This is a genomic window from Rathayibacter sp. PhB151, from assembly GCF_004366415.1.
GTDB lineage: Bacteria > Actinomycetota > Actinomycetes > Actinomycetales > Microbacteriaceae > Rathayibacter > Rathayibacter festucae.
This window is the reverse complement of record NZ_SOEN01000007.1, coordinates 1,266,225-1,289,101: the sequence shown is the minus strand read 5'-3', so window position 1 is coordinate 1,289,101 and position 22,877 is coordinate 1,266,225. Positions and strand designations below refer to the sequence as shown.

Here is a 22,877-nt window from a genome sequence, read left to right as displayed (position 1 = left end):
GAACGGCCTCACTCTATACTGGAACGACCGGTTCACAACAGTCCGGTTCTTTTCGCCAGTCAGCAGAGGGAGTCGCCGTGGGACGCACGCAGAGCTTCGACACCGACCAGGTGGTCCGGTCGGCGCGCGCCGTCTTCTGGGACCGCGGCTTCGAGGAGGCGTCGCTGCCCGAGCTCGAGGCGGCGACCGGACTCGGCCGCTCCAGCCTGTACCACGCGTTCGGCAGCAAGCGCGGGCTCTTCGACGCGGCGGTGCAGAGCTACCTCGACGAGATCGTGCGGCCTCGGCTGGAGCCGCTCACCCGGGTCGACGTCTCACCGACGGCCCTCGGGGACTACTTCTCGGGGCTGCGGGATGCGCTCGCGGATCCGCGGACCGTGTCGGCGCAGAGCGGGTGCCTCCTCCTCAATGCGGCGGGGGCGCCGATCGCGCGCGACGACGCGGTGCGCGAGGTGATCGCGGAGTACCGGGCGGAGCTGCAGCGGGCGATGCTCGCGGGGGCGGCGGCGCGGTGGCCGGGGGAGTCCGCCGAGTGGCGGGGGCGGCAGGCGGGGGTGCTGGTGTCGCTGCTGGTGACGGCGCTGGTGCTGGCGCGGGTCGATCCGGGGCAGTCGGTGGCGACGGCGGAAGCGGCGCTGGGGCTGGTGCGGGGGGACTGACGGCCCGGGGCGCTGACTGCTGGAGTGCTCGTCGCTTCGCGACGTCGCGCTCGGTGCGAACGGGGTGGACGCGGTGCCTCGTCGCGGCTCCTTCCCGCGCGCCTGCGGCGCGCCCGCCAGACCCGAGCCAGGAGCCGCGACGAGGCACCGCGACCACCCCTCCGGTCGGAGGAGGTGGCGGCGGCGGGCGTGGGACGCAGAGCGGATGTCCGTGTCCGCGGCGGTGAGGGCGGTCCGACGAGCGGACGTCCGGCTCGCGGAACCGCTTCGGGTTCGCGGGATCGGGCCGTTCCGGCGTGCCGAGGGTCGTTTCGCGTGCCGGAGGTGGCGGGGCGGGAGCTTCGGCTCGTGAACTGACGTTCGGCTCGTGGAATCGGGCCGTTCCGGCGTGCCCGGGACGGTCTGGCGTGCCGGAGGTGCGGGGCGGGCGGGTTGGGCTCGCGGGATCACGTCCGGCTCGAGGAATCCGGGGGTTTCGGCGTGCCGGGGGGTGGGTTCGCGTGCCGGAGGTGGTGGGGCGGAGTCCCGGCACGACGAAGGGCCGGCGGGGGAGTCCCCGCCGGCCCTCAGGAGGGGTGCGTCAGTCGGTGCCGGCGTCGAAGGCGGCGCCCTCGGAGGCGAGGTCGGTGGCGCGGCCGAGCGCGTCGGCGGCGGCGGAGCCGTTGCCCTCGGTGATGGCCTCGGCCTCGCCGATCTCGAGGTGGCCGACCAGCTCGGCAGTCGAGCCGCCGACGAGGCCCGCGGCGGCGTACTGCTCGAGGCGCGAGCGGGAGTCCGCGATGTCGAGGTTGCGCATGGTCAGCTGGCCGATGCGGTCCTCGGGTCCGAAGGCGGCGTCGCCGACGCGCTCCATCGAGAGCTTGTCGGGGTGGTAGCTCAGGGCGGGGCCGGTGGTGTCGAGGATGGTGTAGTCGTCGCCGCGGCGCAGGCGCACGGTGACCTCGCCGGAGACGGCGGAGCCGACCCAGCGCTGGATGGACTCGCGCAGCATCAGCGACTGCGGGTCGAGCCAGCGGCCCTCGTACATCAGGCGGCCGAGGCGGCGGCCCTCGGAGTGGTACTGCGCGATGGTGTCCTCGTTGTGGATCGCGTTGAGCAGGCGCTCGTAGGTGAGGTGCAGCAGCGCCATGCCGGGCGCCTCGTAGATGCCGCGGCTCTTGGCCTCGATGATGCGGTTCTCGATCTGGTCGGAGTTGCCCAGGCCGTGGCGCCCGCCGATCGCGTTCGCCTCGAGGACGAGGGCGACCGGGTCGGAGTACTCGACGCCGTTGAGGGCGACCGGACGGCCGGCCTCGAAGCGGACGCTGACCGTCTCGGCGGCGATCTCCACGTCCTCGCGCCAGGCGGCGACGCCCATGATCGGCTCGACCAGCTCCATGCCGCTGGAGAGCTCCTCGAGGCGCTTGGCCTCGTGGGTGGCGCCCCAGATGTTGGCGTCGGTGCTGTACGCCTTCTCGGTGGCGTCGCGGTACGGGAAGCCGCGGGCGACGAGCCACTCCGACATCTCGGTGCGGCCGCCGAGCTCGTTGACGAACTGCACGTCGAGCCACGGCTTGTAGATGCGCAGGCGCGGGTTGGCGAGCAGGCCGTAGCGGTAGAACCGCTCGATGTCGTTGCCCTTGTAGGTGGAGCCGTCGCCCCAGATGTCGACGCCGTCCTCGCGCATCGCGCGGACCAGCAGGGTGCCGGTGACGGCGCGGCCCAGGGGAGTGGTGTTGAAGTAGGTCTTGCCGCCGGAGCGGATGTGGAAGGCGCCGCACTGCAGCGCGACGAGCCCCTCCTCGACCAGGGCGCTCTTCGCGTCGACGAGACGCGAGATCTCGGCGCCGTACTGCGCGGCGCGCGCGGGCACGCTGTCGATGTCGGGCTCGTCGGCCTGGCCGATGTCGGCGGTGTAGGTGCAGGGCACCGCGCCCTTCTCGCGCATCCAGGCGACCGCGACCGATGTGTCGAGCCCTCCCGAGAATGCGATTCCGACGCGCTCGCCCACGGGCAGACTGTTCAAGACCTTCGACATGGCTCCGATTTTAGGAGACTCGCGGGGATGCTCGTGACGCGGGCGGCCGCGGGAGCGCCGGCCGGCGCCGCAACACCACCGCGATGTCGGGCCGGAGTCTCAGCCTTCTCCGCGAGCACATCACCGTGAGTGACGACGCGATGAGCCTCGACGGGTCCCACCGGTCGCGCCGAGAGGAAGCACAGCCCTGATGAGGAGCACTTCTGCTTCCCCGTCGGGGAAGCCTGCGAGCCCCGATGCGAGGAGCCCCGCCGATCCGGAGCACACTCCGCCGGACGTTAGGCGATCTGATCCGAGCGCCTCCGAGCACCGTGGCAAGGGAGGAGTGGGGCTGCTGCGATCCGACCTGGAACCGATACCGTGCGAGCGGGATCGTCGCGCCTGTGCGACGGCCGTGAGAGGGGAATCACATGCTCCGACAGTCCAGCCGCCGAGTACGCATGACATCCATCGGCATCGCCGCCATGACCTTCGCCACCGCACTGACGGTCGGTGCCGCCGTGCCGGCACGAGCCGACGTGGCGTACGGGACGCTGGAGGGAACGGTGAGCGGAGCCGGAGCCGGTCCGGTCGCCGGCGCGAACGTGATCCCCATCAGCGAAGAGGGGTACCAGGTCGGGGACGGTGCGACGAGCGACGCGCAGGGCCACTACTCCGTGCGCGTCGAGACCGGCACCTACCAGTTGGCGATCCAAGCGCCGAGGGGGACTCAGTGGGCGTCGCAGATGTGGGACGGGGTCCTCACCACCGCGGAAGCGACCGAGGTCGACATCACTGCCGGTACCGTCGCGACGGCCGACGCGACTCTGATCCTCGGCTCGACCGTCTCCGGCCGGGTCACCTGTGACGGCGTCCCGACCGGGGGGATCACCGTCGTCGCGGTGAACCGCATCAACCTCTTGCTGGGGCGTTCCGAGGTGACGGAGCCGGACGGCACCTACGCGATCACCGGCGTCATCCCGGGCGACGTCGAGATCTCGTTCCAGCCCTTCCCCGCCGATTGCATCGGGGAGTTCTGGAAGGACGTCCCCCTCGAAGGGACTCCCACGCCTCTCCTCGTGACCGCAGGAGAGGACCGCACCGGCATCGACGGTGAGCTCTCGAGCACCGAGGCACCCCAGCCCGCCGTCCCGGCGAAGGTCGCCGCGGTCCTCAAGCGCCTGGGCATCGACGCGACCGACCCGCGCATCGCCGCCGCCTGCACGACCAGGACCGACTCCGCCCTGCAGCGCAGGATCGAGCGCCTCGGCGCGAACGTGTCGCTGTCCACCATCCGCCAGGTGCGCGCAGCGCTCTGCTGACCCCGCACCGGCCGACCATCTCGATGAGACGGATGACCAGCCGCTGAGAGAAGCGGTCGTCGGCGAATGCCGGCGGCCGCTTCTCCTCGTTCCGAGCGCGACCACGCAGTGCAAGCGCAGCACCGCGATCGTCCGGCCACGAAGACCGGTAGCGTCCGCAACGCACCGGCCTGCGGTCGTTCCGCGGTCGGCTGCACCGAGGCCGGACATGCCGCAACACCTCCCCGCTGACTGCCGGGCATCGACGGTTGATCGAGGTCAGCGTCGGCGTTGGAGGATCCGCTCGCGGAGTCGTGCCGGGATGCTCCGGTCGCCGCGGAGGAATCGGCTGAGCAGGGCGGACCCGCGGGGCGCGTCGAGCCCCGTCGTCCCCAGCAGGGTGGGTCTGCAGGCCCGTCCGTCGGGCGGTGGTGGATCTCGATGCGCCCGCTGTGCGGGCTACTCGATCAGCACGGGCCGCGTGGCCCCGCCGCGCAGGCCGACCGCGGGCAGGAGCACGTTGTCGACGAGGGAGATCAGGTAGTCGCGGTCGACGGGCTCGCGCATCAGGAGCACGCGGTAGGAGACCATCGAGGGGGTCAGGACGGCGAGCATGTCGACGTCGACGTCGGCCGGGATCTCGCCGCGGTCGATGGCGCGGCGCAGGAGCGTGCGGTTGGCGCGGGCGCGCGGCTCGACGATGGCCTGGCGGACGGCGTCGGCCAGCTCGGGGGCCTTGGAGATCATCGCGACGACGCCGGACATGATCCGGAGCTTCCGCTCGGCGTCCTCGATGGCGCGCGGGCGGATCAGGGCGACCAGGTCGCCGCGCAGGGTGCCGGTGTCGGGGAGCGCGTCCTGGTCGATGTCGGCGCCCTTCAGGCAGGCGACGGCCTCGAGCACGAGCTCGGCCTTCGACTCCCAGCGGCGGTAGAGGGTGGCCTTGCCGGCCTTCGCACGCGCGGCGACCATGTCGATGGTCATGCCGTCGTAGCCGGTCTCGGCGAGCACATCGAGGGCGGCGGTGAGGATCTCGCCGTCGCGGTTCGGATCGCGGCGGCGGCCGGGGCGTGCCGGGGCGTCGCAGGTGGCGGCGGGGGGAGTGGGCGGCGTCATCGCGGCTTCTCCAATCGGTTCGGGAGGGCCGCGCGAACGGCCCGTGTGAACACCATGCTAATTGAAGAACTCCGCAGTTCCGAAACTGGCGAGTCTCGTATATGGTCTCCTCCATGTCGCAGACCACATCACTGCCGGACTCCGCCGCCCCCGCGGTTCCGGCCCCGTCCTCCCGCCGCTGGTGGACGCTCGTCGCCGTCGGGCTCGCCCAGCTCATGGTCGTGCTCGACTCCACCGTCGTGAACATCGCCCTCCCCGCCGCCCAGGCCGACCTCGGCTTCTCGGACGGCGACCGCCAGTGGGTCGTCACCGCCTACTCGCTCGCCTTCGGCAGCCTCCTGCTGCTCGGCGGGCGCCTTTCCGACCTGATCGGCCGCAAGCGCACCTTCGTCATCGGCCTGATCGGCTTCGCCATCGCCTCCGCGCTCGGCGGTGCCGCCCCGAACTTCGAGCTGCTCATCGCGGCCCGCGCCCTGCAGGGCGTGTTCGGTGCCCTCCTCGCTCCGACCGCCCTCGCCGTGCTCACCACCACCTTCACCGTCCCGAAGGAGCGAGCGCGCGCGTTCGGCGTCTTCGGCGCGATCGCCGGGGCCGGCGGTGCGGTCGGCCTCCTGCTCGGCGGCGTGCTGACTGAGAGCTTCGACTGGCGCTGGAACCTCTACATCAATGTCGTGATCGCGGTCGTCGCGGTCATCGGCGCCATCGTCTTCGTGCCGACGATCGACCGGGTCGGCCCGCGGCCGCGGCTCGACGTGCCCGGGACGATCCTCGTCTCAGCCGCCCTCTTCGGCCTGGTCTTCGGCTTCGCCAACGCGGAGACCGACGGCTGGGACTCGCCGATGACCTGGGTGCCGCTCGCGGCGGCGGTCGTGCTCCTGGTCGGCTTCGTGCTCCGCCAGCGCAGCACCGAGCACCCGCTGCTGCCGCTGCAGATCGTGCTGGACCGCGACCGCGGCGCCGCGTACCTCTCGGTGCTGATCGCCGGCGCGGGGATGTTCGGGATCTTCCTCTTCGTCACGTACTACCTGCAGGTCTCGCTCGGCTACTCGCCCATCCAGACCGGCCTGTCGTTCCTGCCGATGATCGGGATGCTCGTGCTCGCCGCGCAGCTCTCGACCAACCTGCTCCTGCCGCGCCTCGGCCCGAAGATCATGGTGACCTTCGGCATGCTGCTCGGCGTGGTCGGCATGCTGCTGCTCACCCGCCTCGACCTCGACAGCGGCTACGCGGCGGACGTGCTGCCGGCGCTGATGGTGCTCGGCTTCGCGATGGGCTCGATCATGCCCGGCTCGATGCAGACCGCCACCCGCGGAGTCGACATGCGCTTCGCCGGCGTCGCCTCGGCGATGGTCAACACCAGCCAGCAGGTCGGCGGCTCGATCGGCACCGCGCTGCTGAACACGCTCGCGGCAACCGCCGTGACCGACTACCTCCTCACGCACACCCCGACCACGGCGGCGACGGCGGCAGAGGCGGCGGTGCAGAGCTACGCGGTCGCCTACGGCTGGGGCGCGGGCTTCTTCGCCCTCGGCGCGGTGCTCTCGGTGCTGCTGTTCCGCCGCCGCTCGGCGGGGCTCGCGGTCTCGACCGGAGCCTCCGCGGAGCCGGTGCTCGCGCACTGACCGGCGGACTCCGGTCCGATCGGCGCACTCGTACGGCCGGGACTCCCGCATCAGCGTGGGCCCCGGCCGTTCGCCGTTCCCCGGACGTGTCGGCGTGTTGCGCCGCGGGTCGCCCCGGGTCGGGCGCGTGCGTAGCGTCGGGGGATGCCCGAGACCCTCGACATCGTCCACCTGCGCACGCTCGTGGCGATCGCCGACTGCGGCGGATTCGGCCGGGCGGCCGTCGCCCTGCACATCAGCCAGCCGACGGTCTCGCAGCACGTCCGCACCCTCGAGCGGCGGCTCGAGCGCACCTTCATCGAGAAGGTCGGGCGCAGGGCCCGCTTCACGTCGGCCGGCGAGCGCCTCCTGGTGCAGGCCCGCCGAATCCTGGCGGTGCACGACGATGCGCTGGAGCTGCTCGACGCGGCGAGCGAGAACCCGCTCGCCCTCGGCCTGACCGAGCCGGCCGCGGAGCAGCTGCTGCCCCGGCTGCTCGAGACGCTGCACCGCGCCTTCGACGACCGCCCGCTCACCTTTACACTCGACCGCTCCACCCACCTGGCGGAGGCGGTGGCCCGCGGCGTCGTCGATCTCGGGGTCATCCTCGGCGTGGGCGGCGACCTGCCGGGCCGCCAGGTCGCGACGCTGCCGCTCGACTGGTACTCGGCACCCGGCTGGCAGCCGCCGGAGGACGCGCCGATCCCGCTCGTCGCCTACTCCGAGCCGTGCGGGATGCGCCAGCGCGCGTTGCAGCAGCTCGGCGCCTTCGGTCACGAGGTGCGGGTGGTCGCCGAGTCGACGGGGCTGGAGGGCGTGATCGCGGCGGCCCGCGCCGGTGTCGGAGTCGCGGTGCTGCCGACCGCGCACCGCGGCACGGTCGCCGAGGGACTCGTCGAGCGGCACGACCTGCCGGCCCTGGGCTCGGTCAACCTCCGCCTCGTGTCGCGGCGCGGCCTGGCCCCGGACGTCGAGGACACGGCGCTCGCCGCCCTCGCCGGGGTCTTCGGCACGGTGCGCGCGAGGCCGGTCGCGGTGCCCGCGGGCGCGCGAGTGTGACCTCCGTCGCCGGCCGCCAGCGCGGGTGTGACGAATCGTTACCAACGATCGGGATCGCCGATCGGAACGCATCCGGAATCATCGTTGGACGCCCGGAGCACCCCGGCCGTAGCGTCGGAGCCATGACCTTCCCGCCCGCCCTCACCGCCGCTGCGCCGCTCGGCGCGACCGGTGCAGCGAGCCGCGGGAGCGTCGGCACTCGAATGTCCTCGGACGGGAACCCCTTCGCGCCGGTGCGCGGATGTTCCTGTCCGGTCTCCCGCTGACGCCTCCGCGTCGCCCGACTCCTCCGCCCGACGGCCGGCCCTCGCCGCTCCCGTCCCGGCCTCTGCGCGCCGCCGCCCGCCTCCGCGGCCGCCGCGTGTCCCTCTCTCCGCGCCGTCCCGCGCTCCTCCGGCGTGCCCGCGCGCCTCCGATGCGCCTCCGCACCCTCTCGAAAGGACCTCCCATGACCGTCGAGTTCATCTCCGCGATCAACGTCAACCACTCCAACGAGGTCAACGGCCTCGCGGACCCGGCCATCGACGTGGCCTACCTGCGCCGCTACTCCCGGATCCTCGAGGACGGCGGCTTCGACTACACGCTGGTGCCCTACGGCTCGGCCGGGCACGACCCGTTCACGATCGCCGCCGCCGTGACCCAGTACACCGAGCGCCTGAAGCCGATCGTCGCGCTGCGGCCCAACACCGTCTACCCGACCGTCGCGGCGAAGGCGCTCGCCACCCTCGACCAGCTCTCGGGCGGACGGGCCGTCGTGCACTTCATCGCCGGCGGGAACGACCACGAGCAGGCCCGCGAAGGGGACCGGCTGAGCAAGTCCGAGCGCTACGCGCGGCAGGAGGAGTACCTCCGCATCCTCCGGAAGGTCTGGTCGGCGACCGAGCCGTTCGATCACGAGGGCGAGTACTACCGCTTCGAGGACTTCGTCTCGCGGGTGCGGCCGGTGCGCGGCACCATCCCCATCTCGGTCGGCGGCTCGAGCGACGAGGCCTACCGCCAGGGCGGCGCGCTCGCGGACATCTTCGGCCTGTGGGGCGAGCCGCTGGCCGACACCCAGCAGCAGATCGACCGGATCGCGGACGCGGCGCTCGCCGCCGGCCGCGCCGACACCCCGCGCACCTGGGTCACCTTCCGGCCGATCCTCGCGCCGACCGAGGAGCTCGCCTGGGAGAAGGCGCACCGGATCCTCGGCATCCTGCAGAGCCGCGGCGGCACGACGAACCCGCGGAAGGGCGAGAAGGGGCTCTGGGTGCAGACGCCGAGCGCCACCGGCCCGGCGAACGTCGGCTCGCAGCGCCTCCTCGACATCGCGCGGCGGAAGGACCTGCACGACCGGGCGCTCTGGACGCCGACCGCGACCGCCACCGGGGCGGCCGGCGCCTCCACGGCGCTCGTCGGCACGCCGGAGACGGTCGCCGCGGCGATCCTCGACTACGTCGACCTCGGTGCCGACCTGATCTCGATCCGCGGCTACGACAACCTGAACGACGCGGTCGACTACGGCCGGTACGTCATCCCTCTGGTGCGCCAGGAGCTCGCGCACCGCGAGGCGACCGGGCGCCGCGGCGAGATCGTCGCGCAGCCGCCGCTCGAGGCCGAGCTCGCCGGGGCGATCGCGTGACGCTGCTCACGGGACAGGCCGCCACGGTCCGCTCCGCCGCCGCGGTCCTGCCCGCGCCCGATGTCTCCGACCGCGCGCTCGCCCGGGTCACGGCTCGCCTGGCCGAGACCGCCGAGCACTACGACCGCACCGCCGAGTTCCCCTGGCAGGGGATCCAGGCCGTGCACGAGGCGGGACTGCTCTCCCTCGGAGTCGGTACCCGCTACGGCGGCACGCCCGCCTCCACCGTCGACCTCGTGCGCGTCTTCGGCGCGCTCGGCCAGGGCGACCCGGCGGTCGCGCTGATCTCGGCGATGACCGTGCTGCAGCACGCCGCGCAGGACCGTGCCGCGCTGTGGCCGAAGGAGCTCTACCGCTCGGTGCTCGCCGACTCCGCCGAGCGCCCCGTGCTGCTCAACGCGGTGCGCGCCGAGCCCGAGTGGGGCGCTCCGGCCCGGGGCGGCCTGCCCGCAACGACGATCCGCCGCGACGGCGACGGCTGGCTGCTCGAGGGCCGCAAGGGCTTCGCCACCGGCTCGGAGGGGCTGGCGTACCACCTGGTCTGGGCGGTCGATCACGGCGGGGCGTCGGGCGAGCCCGAGCTCGCGCACGCGATCGTGCCCGGCGACGCCCCGGGCGTCCGGATCGAGCGGACCTGGGACCACCTGGGCCAGCGGGCCACGAGCACGCACGACGTGCTCTACGAGCAGGTGCGCCTGCCGTTCGAGCACTTCCGCGGCACGCCCCGCTCGCAGCTCGCGCCCGAGGCCGGGGCGGCCGGCGGCTTCGGTCTCGCGGTCGCGGCGCTCTACGTCGGCGTCGGACGGGCGGCGCAGAGCTTCTTCGTGCGCTTCGCGAACGAGCGGATCCCGACCTCGCTCGGCCGGCCGATCGCCACGACGGAGCGGATCCGCTCGGTCGCCGGCGAGATCCAGGCGCAGCTGGTGCAGGCCGAAGAGGTGCTGCTCTCGCTGGCCGCGCGAGTGGATGCGGGCGATCCGCGCGCCGCCGAGCGCCTCGTCGTCGGCAAGCTTCTCGCCACCCGCTCGGCCGTCACCGCGGTCGAGACGGCCGTCGCCGCGCTCGGCAACCCCGGCCTCACCCGGCACCACCCGCTCGAGCGGCACCTCCGCGACGTCCTCGCCTCCCGGGTGCACCCGCCGCAGGACGACGCCGCCCTCCTGATCGCCGGCACGCGCTCGCTCGCGGCCGCCCTCTGACACCCCCGCACTGGAGACCACCGCCATGACTCACCGACCCTCCCCTCGATCACGCGCCACTGCCGCTGTCGGCCTGGCGCTCGCCTCCGCGCTGGCCCTCTCCGCCTGCTCGGGCGCCTCGGGCGCGGGCGCCGTCTCCGACGACGCGACCCCCGTCGACGGCGGCCGGCTCTCGCTCGCCTTCTTCCCCGACAACGCCGCGTTCTCCTGCGTCGACCCGTTCCAGACCTACTGGATCGAGCACCGCACGGTGATCCGCAACGTCGCCGACTCGCTCACCGACCAGGACCCGGAGACCGGCGAGATCCAGCCCTGGCTCGCGACCGACTGGAGTGTCAACGACGCGGGCACGGAGTACACCTTCGACCTGCGCACCGACGTCACTTTCTCGGACGGCACGCCCTTCACCGCGGAGAGCGTGAAGACCTCGTTCGACAACGACAAGGCGACCCTCGCGCAGCTGCCCTCGGCCTACGGCGGCGTCTACCTCGCCGGCTACTCGGGCACGGAGGTCGTGGACGCCGACACCGTGAAGGTCGTCTTCTCCACGCCCAACGCCGCGTTCCTGCAGGGCACCTCGACCACCAACCTCGCCATCCTCGCCGCCTCCTCCTACGAGAGGACGCCCGAGGAGCGCTGCCTCGGCGGGATCGTCGGCTCCGGCCCGTTCACGCTGACCGAGTACACCCCCGGCACCGGCATCACGCTGGACAAGCGCGACGGGTACGCCTGGGGCTCGGCCCTGCGCGAGAACACGGGGGAGGCGCACCTCGACGGGATCGACATCAGCTACGTCGCGGAGGACAGCGTCCGCGTCGGGCAGCTGACCAGCGACGAGATCGACATCGCCTGGCCGCGGAACCCGATCTCGGAGAACGACCAGGCCGTGATCACGGGCTCCGGCGACACGGTCGAGAGCCGCTCGCTGCCGGGCCCCGCGAGCAACTACTACCCGAACGTCGCCGAGGGGAAGATCCTCTCGGACGAGAGGGTGCGGCAGGCCGTGCAGAAGGCGATCGACCGCGACACCTACGCGACGACGGTCTTCGGCTCCGGCTACCCGGCCGCGACCAGCATCTACAACACGACGACTCCGTTCTACGAAGACAAGTCGTCGAAGCTCGCCTTCGACGCCGAGGGCGCGGGCGAGCTGCTGGACGAGGCGGGCTGGAAGCTCGGCGACGACGGCTACCGCTCGAAGGACGGGCGGCGGCTCACGCTCTCGGTGCCGATCGTCACCCAGTTCGGTGCCGGCGATCAGCTGATCCAGGACCAGCTGAAGCAGGTCGGCATCGAGCTCGAGCTGAACGTGATCACCAACGCCCAGCGCGCCGACGTGCTGAACAGCGGCGACTACGACCTGATCTCGACCTACTACACGCGGGCCGACCCGGGAGTGATCCAGTGGATCATCGACTCCCGCTACGCCGGCTCGAAGGCGCAGGCGACGAACGGCCTCGACGCCGAGCAGGCCGCGACCGTGCAGGCCCTGCTCGACGAGGGCGTGCAGACGGTCGACACCGCGGCGCGCGCCGAGGTCTACGGCGAGCTGCAGGACTACCTGATCGACAACGCCCTGGTCTTCCCGTTCGCCGAGCGGGTGCAGCTGGCGGGCGTCTCGTCGGCGGTGCACGGCTTCCGCTTCACCTCGGAGGCGTTCGGCGACTTCGCCGACGCCTGGATCCAGCCGTGACCGCGCTCGGCTCGGCTTCGGCCCCGGCTGCGGCACCGGGGATCGCACCGGGGAGGCCGGGCACCCGCTCGGCCCCCTCGGGCCTCGGCCGCTACCTCCTCGGCCGGCTCGGCCAGGCGGTGCTGGTGCTCTGGGCCGCCTACACCGTGACCTTCGCGGTGCTGTGGCTGCTGCCGAGCGACCCGCTGGCGCTCCTCCTCTCGGCCAACAACGTCGAGGTCGACTCGCTCACCCCGCAGCAGCTCGCCGAGGCTCAGGCGCGCTACGGACTGGACCAGCCGGTCTGGCAGCAGTACGCGACGATGCTCGGCAATGCGCTGCGGGGCGACTTCGGCACCTCGATCACCAAGGGGATCCCGGTCACCGACCTGATCGCCGAGAAGCTGCCCGGCACCCTGCAGCTCAGCGCCCTGGCGATCGGCCTCGCGCTGATCGGCGGCACCGTGCTCGCCTCCCTCGCGGCGTACGTCCGCTGGGCGCCGCTGAAGACGGTGCTCGGCCGGCTGCCCTCCGCGGGTGTGGCGTTCCCCGGCTTCTGGATCGGCCTGCTGCTCATCCAGTTCTTCGCCTTCTCGCTGCACCTGCTGCCCTCCACCGGCAGCGCGACCCCGGCGAGCCTGATCCTGCCGGCGGTGACCATGGCGATCCCCACCTCGGCGATGCTCGCCCAGGTGCTGATCCGCAGCTTCGCGGACGTCGAGGCGGAGGCCTACATCACCACGGCCCGCGCCAAGGGCCTCTCCCGCGGCGCGGTGCAGTGGCGGCACGCCTTCCGCAACGCCTCGCTGCCGACGCTGACGATCCTCGGGATCCTGGCCGGCAACACCGTCACGGGAGCGATCGTCGCCGAGACGATCTTCGCCCGGCAGGGCATCGGCACGCTCGCCCAGGAGTCGGTGCTCACCCAGGACGTGCCGGTCGTCCAGGCGATCGTCGTGCTGGCGGCCGTCGTGTTCGTCGGCATCAACCTCCTGGTCGACCTGCTCTACCCCCTCCTCGATCCGCGCATCACCTCGACACCGAAGGCGAGCCGACCATGACTCTCGAACTCACCCGGCCCGAGGCGCTCGTCGTCCCCGAGCCGCTCACCCGCGCGGCGCACGGCCGGGGCGCCCGCCGCGTGCGGATCCTCCGCCTGCTGCTGCGCCGCCCGGGCTTCGTCCTGGCGCTGGTCTTCGTGCTGTTCGTCCTGGCCTCGGCGATCGCTCCCGCGCTCTTCACCGGCGCCGACCCGACCGCGACCGCGCCGGCCGACAAGCTGCAGGCGCCGAGCCTCGTGCACCTCTTCGGCACCGACGAGCTGGGCCGCGACCTGTTCGCGCGGGTCCTGCACGGCGGGGCGCTGACGGTGCAGGCGACGGTGATCGCCCTCGCGATCGCCCTGGTCGGCGGGCTGACACTCGGCGTGGTCTCCGGCTCCGCGGGCGGCGCGGTGGACGCGGTGATCATGCGGATCGTCGACGTGCTGCTCGCGATCCCCGGGCTGCTGCTCGCCCTGGCGATCGTGACGGCGATCGGCTTCGGCACGCTGCCGGTGGCGCTCGCCGTGGGGATCGGCATCCTGCCCGGCTTCGCGCGCACCACCCGCGCCGAGGTGCTCCGGGTGCGCATGCTGCCCTACGTCGAGGCCGCGCGCACCGGAGGTGCGAGCCGGCTGCGCGTGCTCGTGCGGCACGTGCTGCCCAACTCCTGGGGGCCCGTGGCCGTGCTGGCCGTGCTCGATCTGGGCACCGCGATCATCGCGATCGCCGCGCTGAGCTTCCTCGGCTTCGGCGCGGCGCCGCCCGCAGCGGAGTGGGGGACACTGATCTCCAGCGGCCGCAACTACCTCGTCACCAGCCCGTGGCTCTCGCTGCTGCCGGGGCTCTTCGTCGGGCTGCTGGTCTTCGCGCTCAACCACGTGGCCAAGAGCCTCGAGGAGGTGCAGCGATGAGCGCCGGCGTGGTCCCCTCCGCAGGGCCCGCCGCGGCCGGCCCGCTCGTGCGGCTCGACCGGCTCAGCGTCGCCTACGGCGAGCGCACCGTCGTGCACGAGGTCTCGCTCGAGATCGCGCCCGGCGAGATCGTCGCCGTGGTCGGCGAGTCCGGCTCGGGCAAGTCGACGACTGCGAACGCCGTGCTCGGCCTGCTGCCCTCCGGCGGCCGGATCACCGGCGGCTCGATCGCGCTCGCCGGCGAGGACGTGACGCACGCGGCGGAGAAGCGGCTCCGGCACCTGCGCGGGCGGTTCGTCGGCCTCGTCCCGCAGGACCCGATGGTCGGGCTGAACCCGACGCTGCGCATCGGCGCCCAGGTGGCGGAGGCGGTGCGCCTGCGCGGCGTCGACCGCCGCTCCGTCGACGCCGAGGTGCTCGAGGCGCTGCGGCAGTCGGGCATCGACGATCCGGAGCTGCGCGCCCGGCAGTACCCGCACGAGCTGTCCGGCGGGCTGCGCCAGCGGGCGCTGATCGCGATCGCGCTGGCCGGCCGGCCGCGGCTGATCATCGCCGACGAGCCGACCTCGGCCCTCGACGTCACCGTGCAGAAGCGCCTGCTCGACCACCTGCAGTCGCTCGTCCGCGAGCAGGGCATCGCGCTGCTGATCATCACCCATGACCTCGCCGTCGCCGCCGACCGGGCCGACCGCGTCCTCGTGCTGCGCGAGGGACGGGTGGTGGAGCAGGGCCCGCCCGCGCAGATCCTGGTCGCGCCGAGGGAGGAGTACACCCGCGAGCTGCTCGCGGCGGCGCCCGGACTCGGCGGCGAGCTCGTGCCGCGCTTCGAGCACGTCGAGCCCGCTCCGGAGATCGTCCGGGTCGAGAACGTCGTCAAGGACTTCGCGCTGCCGGGCCGCCGCCCGCCGTACCGCGCGCTCGACGACGTCTCCTTCTCGATCCGCGCGGGGCAGACCCTCGCGCTGGTGGGGGAGTCGGGCTCGGGCAAGACGACCGCGCTGCGGATCGCTCTCGGCCTCGAGCGGGCGTCGAGCGGCCGGGTGCTCGTGGAGGGGGAGGACCTCACCGCGGCGAGCGACCGGCAGTGGCGGCCGCTGCGCCGGCGGATCCAGCTGGTGCAGCAGAACCCGTTCGCCGCGCTCGACCCGCGCTTCACGGTGCTGGAGTCGGTCGTCGAGCCGCTGGTCTCCTTCCGGATCGGCGACCGCGCCTCGCGGCTGGAGCGCGCCCGCGAGCTGCTCGACCGGGTCGGGCTGCCCGGCTCCTTCCTCTCCCGGCTGCCGGCCGAGCTCTCCGGCGGTCAGCGCCAGCGCGTCGCGATCGCCCGCGCGCTCGCCCTCGGGCCGGATCTCGTGCTCCTCGACGAGCCGGTCTCCGCGCTGGACGTGTCCGTGCAGGCGCAGATCCTCGAGCTCCTGGTCGAGCTGCAGCGCGACCTCGGCGTCGCCTACCTCTTCGTCTCGCACGACCTGGCCGTCGTCGCCGAGGTCTCGCACGAGGTCGTCGTCCTCGACCGCGGGCGGGTGCAGGAGGCGGGGACCACCGCCCGCGTCTTCGGCTCGCCCGCCGCGGAGTACACCCGCACCCTGCTCGCGGCGATCCCCGGCCGAGCGGCGGTGCGCCCGTGAGCGGCCGCTTCCTCGTGATCGGCGGCGGGGCCGTCGGCTCGGTCCTCGCCGCGCAGCTGCACCTGGCAGGGCAGCCGGTCCTGCTCGTGGCGCGCGGGGAGCACCTGCGGCTCCTCCGCGAGAACGGGCTGCGCGTGCGCCGGCCCGCGGGCGACGAGATCGTGCGGCTGCCCGTCGCCGGTGGCCCGGCGGAGGCGGCGCCCGCGCGCGGCGACGTCCTCGTGCTCGCGGTGAAGGCGCAGGACGCGGAGGCGGCGCTCGCCGAATGGGCCTGGACCCCGCTCGCCGGGGGCGGGGCCGGCGCCGGGCTGCCGGTGCTGACCCTGCAGAACGGACTCGCCACCGAGGACAGCGCGCTGCGCCGCTTCGCCACGGTCTACGGGGTGTCGATCGGCATCGCCGCCAGCTTCCTGGTGCCCGGCGAGGTCGTCTCGCCCTCCTTCCCGACGGTCGGCGTGCTCTGGATCGGCCGGCACCCCGACGCCGCCGACCCGCGGGCGGAGGAGTACGCCGCGATCCTCCGCGGTGCCGGCTTCGCCGCCCGCGCCGTGCCCGACATCGGCGCCTGGAAGGCCCGCAAGCTGCTGGCCAACGCGGCCAACGGCCTCGACCTGTTCGAGGGCCCGGCCGAGCAGCACGCCGCCGCGCGCGAGCTGCTCGTCGCGGAGGCGCGCGCCGCCCTCGCCGCGAACGGCCTCGCGGTCGCTCCCGACGACGGCACCCGCCTCGCCGTCGATCCCGTGCCCGGCCACACCGCCGGCCGGCTGTCGACCTGGCAGAGCGCCGCCCGCGGCACGAGCAGCGAGATCGACCACCTCACCGGCGAGATCGTGCTGCTCGCCCGCCGCGCCGGCGTGCCGACCCCTCTGAACGAGCGCCTGCAGCTCCTGCTCGGCCTGCACGGCCGCGCCGCGGCCGCCGCGCCCCTCCCGCTCGCGGATCTGCTCGCCCCCGTCCCCGTGCTCGTCGAGTAGCGCCGTCCTCCTGCTGGTCGAGCAGCCCGGTCCTCATGTTGGTCGAGTAGCCCCGCAGGGGCGTATCGAGACCCACCCCCCTCCGAACACTCACCCGCCCGTCCTTCCGCCTTACCAAGGAGCCCCCCCATGCCCCTCACCCACCCGCCCACCGCCGCCCGCGCCTTCGACGAGCCCGAGGGCATCGCCCAGCGCGGCACCCTCGTCGTCCTCGGCGGCCGCGGCGAGACCCCCGCCGTCTACGAGCGCTTCGGCACCCGCATCGCCCGCGACGCCTATCGCGTCCGCGCTTTCGGCGATGCCACGGCCCCCGGCGTCCGCGACGCCGCGCTCGCCGTCCTCCGCGACCCCGCGACCATCGCGCCGCTCGTGCTCGTCGGCTCCGACGCCGGCGCGGCGGTCGCCCTCGAGCTCGCCGCGACGGAGCGTGTCGACGCCGTCGTCCTCGCCGGTCTGCCCGTCCGCGCCGAGGGCGGCGAGGGGATCGGCGAGCGGACCGCCTGCCCGAACCACGCCGGCGTCCTCGAGCGCGAGACCGACTCCGCCGCGCGCAACGCCGCACTGCCGCCCGAGCTGCTCACCGTCGCCGCCAGTGCCATCACCGTCCCGCTGCTCGCGCTGCACGGCGCGGCCGACGCGATCAGCCCGCTCGCGGAGGCGGTCGCCGTCTACCGCACCGCCCCGCGGGCCGAGATCCACGTCCTCGCCGACGGCCGCCACGACGCGCTCAATGACGCGACGCACCGCTCGGCCGCCGCGACGGTGGTCCTCTTCCTCGAGCGGGTGAAGGCGTCGGCCGCCGCCGCGCCGATCATCGAGCGGATCGCGGAGTGAGCGCGCTCGCCCCCGCCGCGGATTCCACCGACGACACCGCCGTCGACCCCACCCCCGTCGAGATCACCGCCGACGTCCCCACCGCCGACCGGTCCGGCTTCTCGCCCGGCGGCACCCCGCTCGGCGTCGTGCGCGCGCGCTCGGTCGACGACGTCCGCGCCGCGCTCCGGCACGCCTCCGCCCACGGCATCCCCGTCGTCACCCGCGGCGCCGCCAGCGGACTCGCCGGCGGTGCCAGCGCGGGGGAGGGCGTCCTCGTCCTCGACGTCTCGGGCCTGGACCGCATCCTCGAGATCGACCCCGTCGACGGCGTCGCCCGCGTCGAGCCGGGCGTCATCACCGCCGATCTCGACCGCGCCGCCGCCGTGCACGGCCTCCTCTATGCTCCGGACCCCGGCAGCGTCGAGATCGCGACGATCGGCGGCACCATCGCCACCAACGCCGGCGGCCTGCGCGGCGCGAAGTACGGAGTCACCCGCGACGCCGTCCTCGCGCTCGACGTCGTCCTGGCCGACGGCTCGCTCGTCCACCTCGGCCGCGACACCGTGAAGGGCGTCGTCGGCCTCGACCTCACCGCGCTCGTCGTCGGCTCCGAGGGCAGCCTCGGCGTGGTGGTCGGCGCGACCCTCCGCCTGCTGCCCCGGCCGCGGGCGACCGCGACCGCGGCCGCCTTCTTCGCCGACGTCGCCGCGGGCGCCGAGGCCGCCGTCGCCCTCGCCCGCGCCGGCCTGCGCCCGAGCGTTCTCGAGCTGGTCGACGACCGCACGCTCGAGGCCATCGACGCCCTGCGCGGCTCCACCCTGGCCGGCCGCGGCGGCGCCTTCCTCCTGGTGCAGACCGACGGCTTCGGCGCCGCCGAGGAGATCGCCGAGGTGCGCGCGGTGCTCGCCGCGACCGCGCTCAGCGTCGAGACCACCCTCGACCCGGCCGAGGGTCTCGCTCTCGCGAGCGCCCGCCGCGACGCCCTGCCCGCGATCGAGGCCCGCGGCCGCGTGCTGATCGAGGACATCGCCGTGCCTCGCTCCCGCCTCGCCGAGGCGATCCGCCGCGTGCACGCCATCGCCGCGGACACCGGCGCCGACGTCTACGTCTTCGCCCACGCCGGCGACGGCAACCTGCACCCGATCATCCGCCTGCGCGACGACTCGGAGCAGTCCCGCCGCCAGGCCGACGCCGCGGCCGAGGCCGTCTTCGCCCTCGCCCTCGAGCTCGGCGGCACCGTCAGCGGCGAGCACGGCGTCGGCGCCCTCAAGCGCGAGTGGGCCCGCCGCGAGCTCGGCCCCGACGTCGTCGCCCTGCAGCGCGCGGTGCAGCGGGTCTTCGATCCGCAGGGCATCCTGAATCCCGGTACCGCGCTGTGAGCGCACCCCTCGAGAGGACCGACATGACCACCACCCTCCGCTCCCACGTGCTCGTCACCCCCGACGAGCTGGAGGCGGCGCTCGCCTCGCCCGAGCCGCCGCTCGTCCTCGACGTGCGCTGGCGCCTCGACCGGCCCGACGGCCGCCCCGCCTTCCTCGAAGGGCACGTCCCCGGCGCCGTCTACGTCGATCTCGACCACGAGCTCGCCGCCCACGGCGTCCCCGAGGACGGCCGCCACCCCCTGCCGCCGGTCGAGGCGCTGCAGGAGTCGGCGCGCCGCTGGGGCCTGCGCCAGGGTCAAGCCGTCGTCGTCTACGACGACCTGAAGAACCTCTCCTCCGCGCGGGCCTGGTGGCTGCTGCGCGCCGCCGGAGTCGCCGACGTGCGCCTCCTCGACGGCTCGCTCCGCGCCTGGACCGCCTCGGGCCGCGCGCTGGAGTCGGGCCCCGTTTCGCCGGTCGTGGGCGACGTCGAGCTGGCCTACGGCGCCCTGCCGGTGCTCGACATCGACGAGGCCGCCGCGCTCCCGTCCGCCGGCGTCCTGCTCGACGCCCGCGCCCCCGAGCGCTACCGCGGCGACGTCGAGCCGATCGACCCGCGTGCCGGCCACATCCCCGGCGCTCTGAACGCCCCCGCGACCGGCAACGTCGACGCCGACGGCCGCTTCCTCGACGCCGCCGCCCTGCGCGCCCGCTTCGAGTCCCTCGGCGTCCGCCACGACGCCCCCGTCGGCGTCTACTGCGGTTCCGGAGTGACCGCCGCCGCCGACGCCGTCGCCCTCACCCTCGCCGGCTTCGCCCCGTCCCTCTACCCCGGCTCCTGGTCCCAGTGGTCGAACACGGCCGACCGCCCCGTCGCCACCGGCCCGGACGCCTGACCGGCCTCGGCATCTCACGCGCAGCCCCCACCACGCCGGTCGAGCAGCGCGCAGCGCACCCCATGCTGGTCGAGTAGCGCGCAGCGCGTATCGAGACCCACCCTCCGCGGGACCACCGACACCCGCGAGCACGCCGACACCGCGACGAGCCGACACGGGATCTCGATACGCGCCCTGCGGGCGCTACTCGATCAGCATGAACTCCCTGCGCGTGGGCGTCGGCGTCGGGCGTCGCGCTTCTACAAGGCCGCGGGCGCCCCGTGCTGGCCGAGGACGCGGCCGCCCCATGCTGGTCGAGTAGCGCTCTGCGCGTATCGAGACCCGCCCCCGACCAGAACATCAGCCGAGAGCCCTGCTCACCGGTCATCACTCCGCAGAACTTGTCGCAGCGGCCGCTCGAGGACGACGACTTCTGCGCACTCGCGGCCGCGGGCGCGGTGAGCGCCGCCGACTCCTCCGAAGTTGCGGTAGTCGCGCCGGCTACCGCGACTTCTGCGTACTCGCCGGCCCCGCGTACCCGCGTCGAGCCGGCTCCGCCGTCGACTCCTCGAAAGTTGCGGTAGTCGCGCTCGACTACCGCAACTTTTGAGGAGTGGGATGGGGCGGCGCCGCCCGGCGTCAGCCCAGGCGGGAGTGCTCGCCGAGGTGGTGCCAGGTCCGGTTGTGGTACACCAGCGGCGCGGTGGCGTCGGAGTCGTCGGGGACGTGCGCCTCGAGGGCGTGCACGGCGACGATCGTCGACGAGCCGGCCTCCATGCGGTTGATGACGGTGCCGCGGATCCACGCGGACGCGCCGGGGAAGTACGGCTCGCCGGTGGGCAGCCGCGACCAGATCGAGGTGTCGGCGAAGCGGTCGATGCCGCTGGTCGAGCCGAGGCGGGCGAGGTCGAGCTGCTCGGCGCCGAGCAGGTGCACGACGAGGGTCTCCGACGCCTGGATGGCCGGCGAGCTCGACGAGGCCGAGGACAGCGAGAACACGAAGAGCGGCGGCTCGGCGCTCACCGAGAAGACGGAGGTCGCGGTCAGCGCGACCGGTCCGGTGCCGGGATCCGCGGTGATCAGCGCCACCCCCGCGGCGTGGTTGCGGAACGCGAGCTTGAAGTCCGCGGGCGAGAGCCCGGCGAAGGCGGCGTGCGGCCGGCCGTCGGCAGGTGCGGACCCGACGGACGCGGCGAGCTCGGACGCGGCGGTGTCGGACGCGGTGGCGAGGTTCTCACGGCTCATCGGAGACTCCAGATCGATCGGGGATGCGGCGCGGAACGGGCCCGTCATCGCGCCGCAGCACGGCCCCTCCAGCCTGTCGCACCGGGCGGAGTCCGTTCGCCTCATTGCGGAGTATGACACTCCCGCCTCCGCCCCCCGAAGCCCGCACCGCTCGTCCGATCTGCAGGCGACGCGACGGCGAGAGCCCTCCCACCCGCGCACGGGGGCGGCACAACCCCCGGATCGCCTGCAGATCGAACACCCACCCCCGCGTCCGCTCCCCGCGCAACCCGTGGCACCCCCGCCCGCACGCGCGCAGACTCGACACCATGGCCCACCGCCCCCGCGAATCGAGCACCCGCCCCGAGAACAAGACCTGCGCCTCCTGCGGCCGCGAGATCGAGTGGCGCGCGAAGTGGGCGCGCGACTGGGAGAACGTCCGCTACTGCTCCGACGCCTGCCGCCGTCGCGGCGTCGGCCCGGAGGAGGCGCGCCTCGAGGAGGAGATCCGCACCGTCCTCCTCGCCCGCGCCGCGTCGTCCACCGCGTGCCCGTCCGAGGTCGCCCGCCGCGTCGGGGGAGAGGAGTGGCGGCCGCTGATGGAGCCGGTCCGCCGCGCCGCGCGCCGCCTCGTCGACCGCGGCGAGATCGACATCGTCCAGGGCGGGCAGATCGTCGATCCGTCCCGCGCGAAGGGCCCGATCCGCCTGCGCCGCCGACCCGGGGGACCGCTGTCGCCCGACGGCGGCGCCCGCTAGCCTCGCTGACATGCCCAGCAGCGACGCCGTCGTCCTCACCGTCCCCGGACCGCACGGCGACCGGGAGGTGCGCGTCTCCAGCCCGGGCCGGGTGCTGTTCCCGGAGCCGGGCATCACCAAGCGCGAGGTGGCGGAGTACCTGATCGCGGTCGGCGAGGCCTTCGTCGCCGCCAACGGCGACCGGCCGATCTCGCTGCAGCGCTTCTCCTCCGGCATCGACGGCGACCAGTTCTTCTCGAAGAACCCGCCCAAGGGCGCGCCGGAGTACGTCCGCTCCGTCCCCGTCACGTATCCGAGCGGCCGCGTGCACCCGCAGCTCGTGATCGACGAGCCCGCCGTCGCCGTCTGGGCCGCGCAGATGAACACCCTCGTCTTCCACCCGTGGGCGTCCCGGGCCGAGGACTCCGACCGGCCCGATCAGCTCCGCATCGACCTCGATCCGCAGCCGGGCACCGATGTCGCCGACGCGGTCGTCGCGGCCCACGCGCTCCGCGAGGTGCTGCGCGAGGCGGGCCTGGAGTCGTTCGTGAAGACCTCCGGCAATCGCGGGCTGCACGTGTTCGCGCCGATCGTGGCCGAGCACGAGTTCCTCGACGTGCGGCACGCGGTGATCGCCGCCGGCCGCGAGCTCGAGCGCCGGATGCCCGAGCAGGTCACGACGGCGTGGTGGAAGGAGGAGCGCGGCGAGCGGATCTTCGTCGACTTCAACCAGGCCAACCGCGACCGCACGATGGCCGGCGCCTACAGTCCGCGTCCGCTCGCGCACGCTCCGGTCTCCTGCCCGGTGGAGTGGGAGGAGCTCGACGGGATCGATCCGACCGCGTTCACGATCCGCACCGTTCCCGAGCGCCTGAGCACGACCGGCGACCCCTGGGCGCGGATGCACGACGCCCCCGGCCGCCTCGACGCGCTGCTCGGCTGGTGGGAGCGCGACCTCTCCGCGGGCCTCGGCGAGCTGCCCTTCCCGCCCGACTTCCCGAAGATGCCGGGCGAGCCGCCCCGCGTCCAGCCCAGCCGCGCGAAGAAGCCGGCGGCGGAGTCCGGGGAGGACGCCGCCGAGTAG

19 protein-coding genes are annotated in these 22,877 nt (G+C 73.9%); 16 read left to right on the top strand and 3 right to left on the bottom strand.

Features of this window, described 5'->3' with window-relative positions; translation table 11 throughout:
* Positions 1–77 precede the first annotated feature (77 nt).
* Complete coding sequence (locus tag EDF35_RS13505; protein WP_133962654.1) at positions 78–659, top strand: TetR/AcrR family transcriptional regulator; 582 nt, start codon at positions 78–80, stop codon at positions 657–659.
* Between the two features lie 580 nt (positions 660–1,239).
* On the opposite strand, the gene argG is transcribed toward EDF35_RS13505, so the two are convergent.
* Positions 1,240–2,676, bottom strand: coding sequence for an argininosuccinate synthase (argG, locus tag EDF35_RS13500; RefSeq protein ID WP_133962653.1), 1,437 nt, complete (start codon positions 2,674–2,676; stop codon positions 1,240–1,242).
* 440 nt (positions 2,677–3,116) lie between these two features.
* On the opposite strand from argG, the gene EDF35_RS13495 reads away from it, so the two are divergent.
* A complete protein-coding gene (locus EDF35_RS13495) occupies positions 3,117–3,977 on the top strand; it encodes a carboxypeptidase regulatory-like domain-containing protein (protein ID WP_166674104.1) in 861 nt (286 codons plus the stop codon).
* A gap of 438 nt (positions 3,978–4,415) precedes the next feature.
* Here EDF35_RS13495 and EDF35_RS13490 read toward each other — a convergent pair whose 3' ends face one another.
* Positions 4,416–5,072, bottom strand: coding sequence for a TetR/AcrR family transcriptional regulator (locus tag EDF35_RS13490; RefSeq protein WP_133962651.1), 657 nt, complete (start codon positions 5,070–5,072; stop codon positions 4,416–4,418).
* A gap of 113 nt (positions 5,073–5,185) precedes the next feature.
* Here EDF35_RS13490 and EDF35_RS13485 point away from each other — a divergent pair, with 113 nt between their 5' ends.
* From EDF35_RS13485 to EDF35_RS13430, 12 genes are all read left to right on the top strand, one after another.
* On the top strand, positions 5,186–6,694 hold the full coding sequence (locus EDF35_RS13485) for an MFS transporter (protein ID WP_243839959.1): 1,509 nt from the start codon (positions 5,186–5,188) through the stop codon (positions 6,692–6,694).
* Positions 6,695–6,838: 144 nt separating this feature from the next.
* On the top strand, positions 6,839–7,732 hold the full coding sequence (locus tag EDF35_RS13480; protein WP_133962649.1) for a LysR family transcriptional regulator: 894 nt from the start codon (positions 6,839–6,841) through the stop codon (positions 7,730–7,732).
* A 448-nt stretch (positions 7,733–8,180) separates the two neighbouring features.
* Positions 8,181–9,353 carry an LLM class flavin-dependent oxidoreductase gene (locus EDF35_RS13475; RefSeq protein ID WP_123732950.1) on the top strand — a complete coding sequence of 391 codons (1,173 nt, stop codon included), beginning with the start codon at positions 8,181–8,183 and terminating at the stop codon, positions 9,351–9,353.
* Positions 9,350–10,552, top strand: a complete 1,203-nt coding sequence (locus tag EDF35_RS13470; protein ID WP_133962648.1) for an acyl-CoA dehydrogenase family protein — start codon at positions 9,350–9,352, stop codon at positions 10,550–10,552. Before EDF35_RS13475 ends, EDF35_RS13470 begins: the two co-directional genes overlap by 4 nt.
* Before the next feature lie 25 nt (positions 10,553–10,577).
* Positions 10,578–12,245 (top strand): ABC transporter substrate-binding protein, encoded by a 1,668-nt coding sequence (locus EDF35_RS13465; protein ID WP_133962647.1) that lies wholly within the window; start codon positions 10,578–10,580, stop codon positions 12,243–12,245.
* A complete protein-coding gene (locus EDF35_RS13460; RefSeq protein ID WP_243839958.1) occupies positions 12,242–13,285 on the top strand; it encodes an ABC transporter permease in 1,044 nt (347 codons plus the stop codon). The genes EDF35_RS13465 and EDF35_RS13460 overlap by 4 nt, the downstream gene beginning before the upstream one ends.
* Positions 13,282–14,178 (top strand): ABC transporter permease, encoded by an 897-nt coding sequence (locus EDF35_RS13455; protein ID WP_133962646.1) that lies wholly within the window; start codon positions 13,282–13,284, stop codon positions 14,176–14,178. Before EDF35_RS13460 ends, EDF35_RS13455 begins: the two co-directional genes overlap by 4 nt.
* A complete protein-coding gene (locus tag EDF35_RS13450) occupies positions 14,175–15,806 on the top strand; it encodes an ABC transporter ATP-binding protein (protein ID WP_133962645.1) in 1,632 nt (543 codons plus the stop codon). The genes EDF35_RS13455 and EDF35_RS13450 overlap by 4 nt, the downstream gene beginning before the upstream one ends.
* Entirely contained in the window at positions 15,803–16,780 is a 978-nt protein-coding gene (locus tag EDF35_RS13445; protein WP_123706558.1) for a 2-dehydropantoate 2-reductase N-terminal domain-containing protein, read from the top strand. The genes EDF35_RS13450 and EDF35_RS13445 overlap by 4 nt, the downstream gene beginning before the upstream one ends.
* Positions 16,781–16,909: 129 nt before the next feature.
* On the top strand, positions 16,910–17,614 hold the full coding sequence (locus EDF35_RS13440) for a lysophospholipase (RefSeq protein ID WP_133962644.1): 705 nt from the start codon (positions 16,910–16,912) through the stop codon (positions 17,612–17,614).
* Positions 17,611–18,975 (top strand): FAD-linked oxidase C-terminal domain-containing protein, encoded by a 1,365-nt coding sequence (locus EDF35_RS13435; RefSeq protein WP_133962643.1) that lies wholly within the window; start codon positions 17,611–17,613, stop codon positions 18,973–18,975. The genes EDF35_RS13440 and EDF35_RS13435 overlap by 4 nt, the downstream gene beginning before the upstream one ends.
* A gap of 23 nt (positions 18,976–18,998) precedes the next feature.
* Entirely contained in the window at positions 18,999–19,853 is an 855-nt protein-coding gene (locus tag EDF35_RS13430; RefSeq protein ID WP_133962642.1) for a sulfurtransferase, read from the top strand.
* Positions 19,854–20,471: 618 nt separating this feature from the next.
* Here EDF35_RS13430 and EDF35_RS13425 read toward each other — a convergent pair.
* On the bottom strand, positions 20,472–21,077 hold the full coding sequence (locus EDF35_RS13425) for a flavin reductase family protein (RefSeq protein ID WP_133962641.1): 606 nt from the start codon (positions 21,075–21,077) through the stop codon (positions 20,472–20,474).
* Between the two features lie 308 nt (positions 21,078–21,385).
* Here EDF35_RS13425 and EDF35_RS13420 point away from each other — a divergent pair, with 308 nt between their 5' ends.
* Both EDF35_RS13420 and ligD read left to right on the top strand, forming a co-directional pair.
* Positions 21,386–21,814: a DUF2256 and DUF3253 domain-containing protein gene (locus EDF35_RS13420; protein WP_123446088.1), complete on the top strand. Its 429-nt coding sequence runs from the start codon at positions 21,386–21,388 to the stop codon at positions 21,812–21,814.
* Positions 21,815–21,824: 10 nt separating this feature from the next.
* A complete protein-coding gene (ligD, locus tag EDF35_RS13415) occupies positions 21,825–22,877 on the top strand; it encodes a non-homologous end-joining DNA ligase (RefSeq protein ID WP_208323061.1) in 1,053 nt (350 codons plus the stop codon).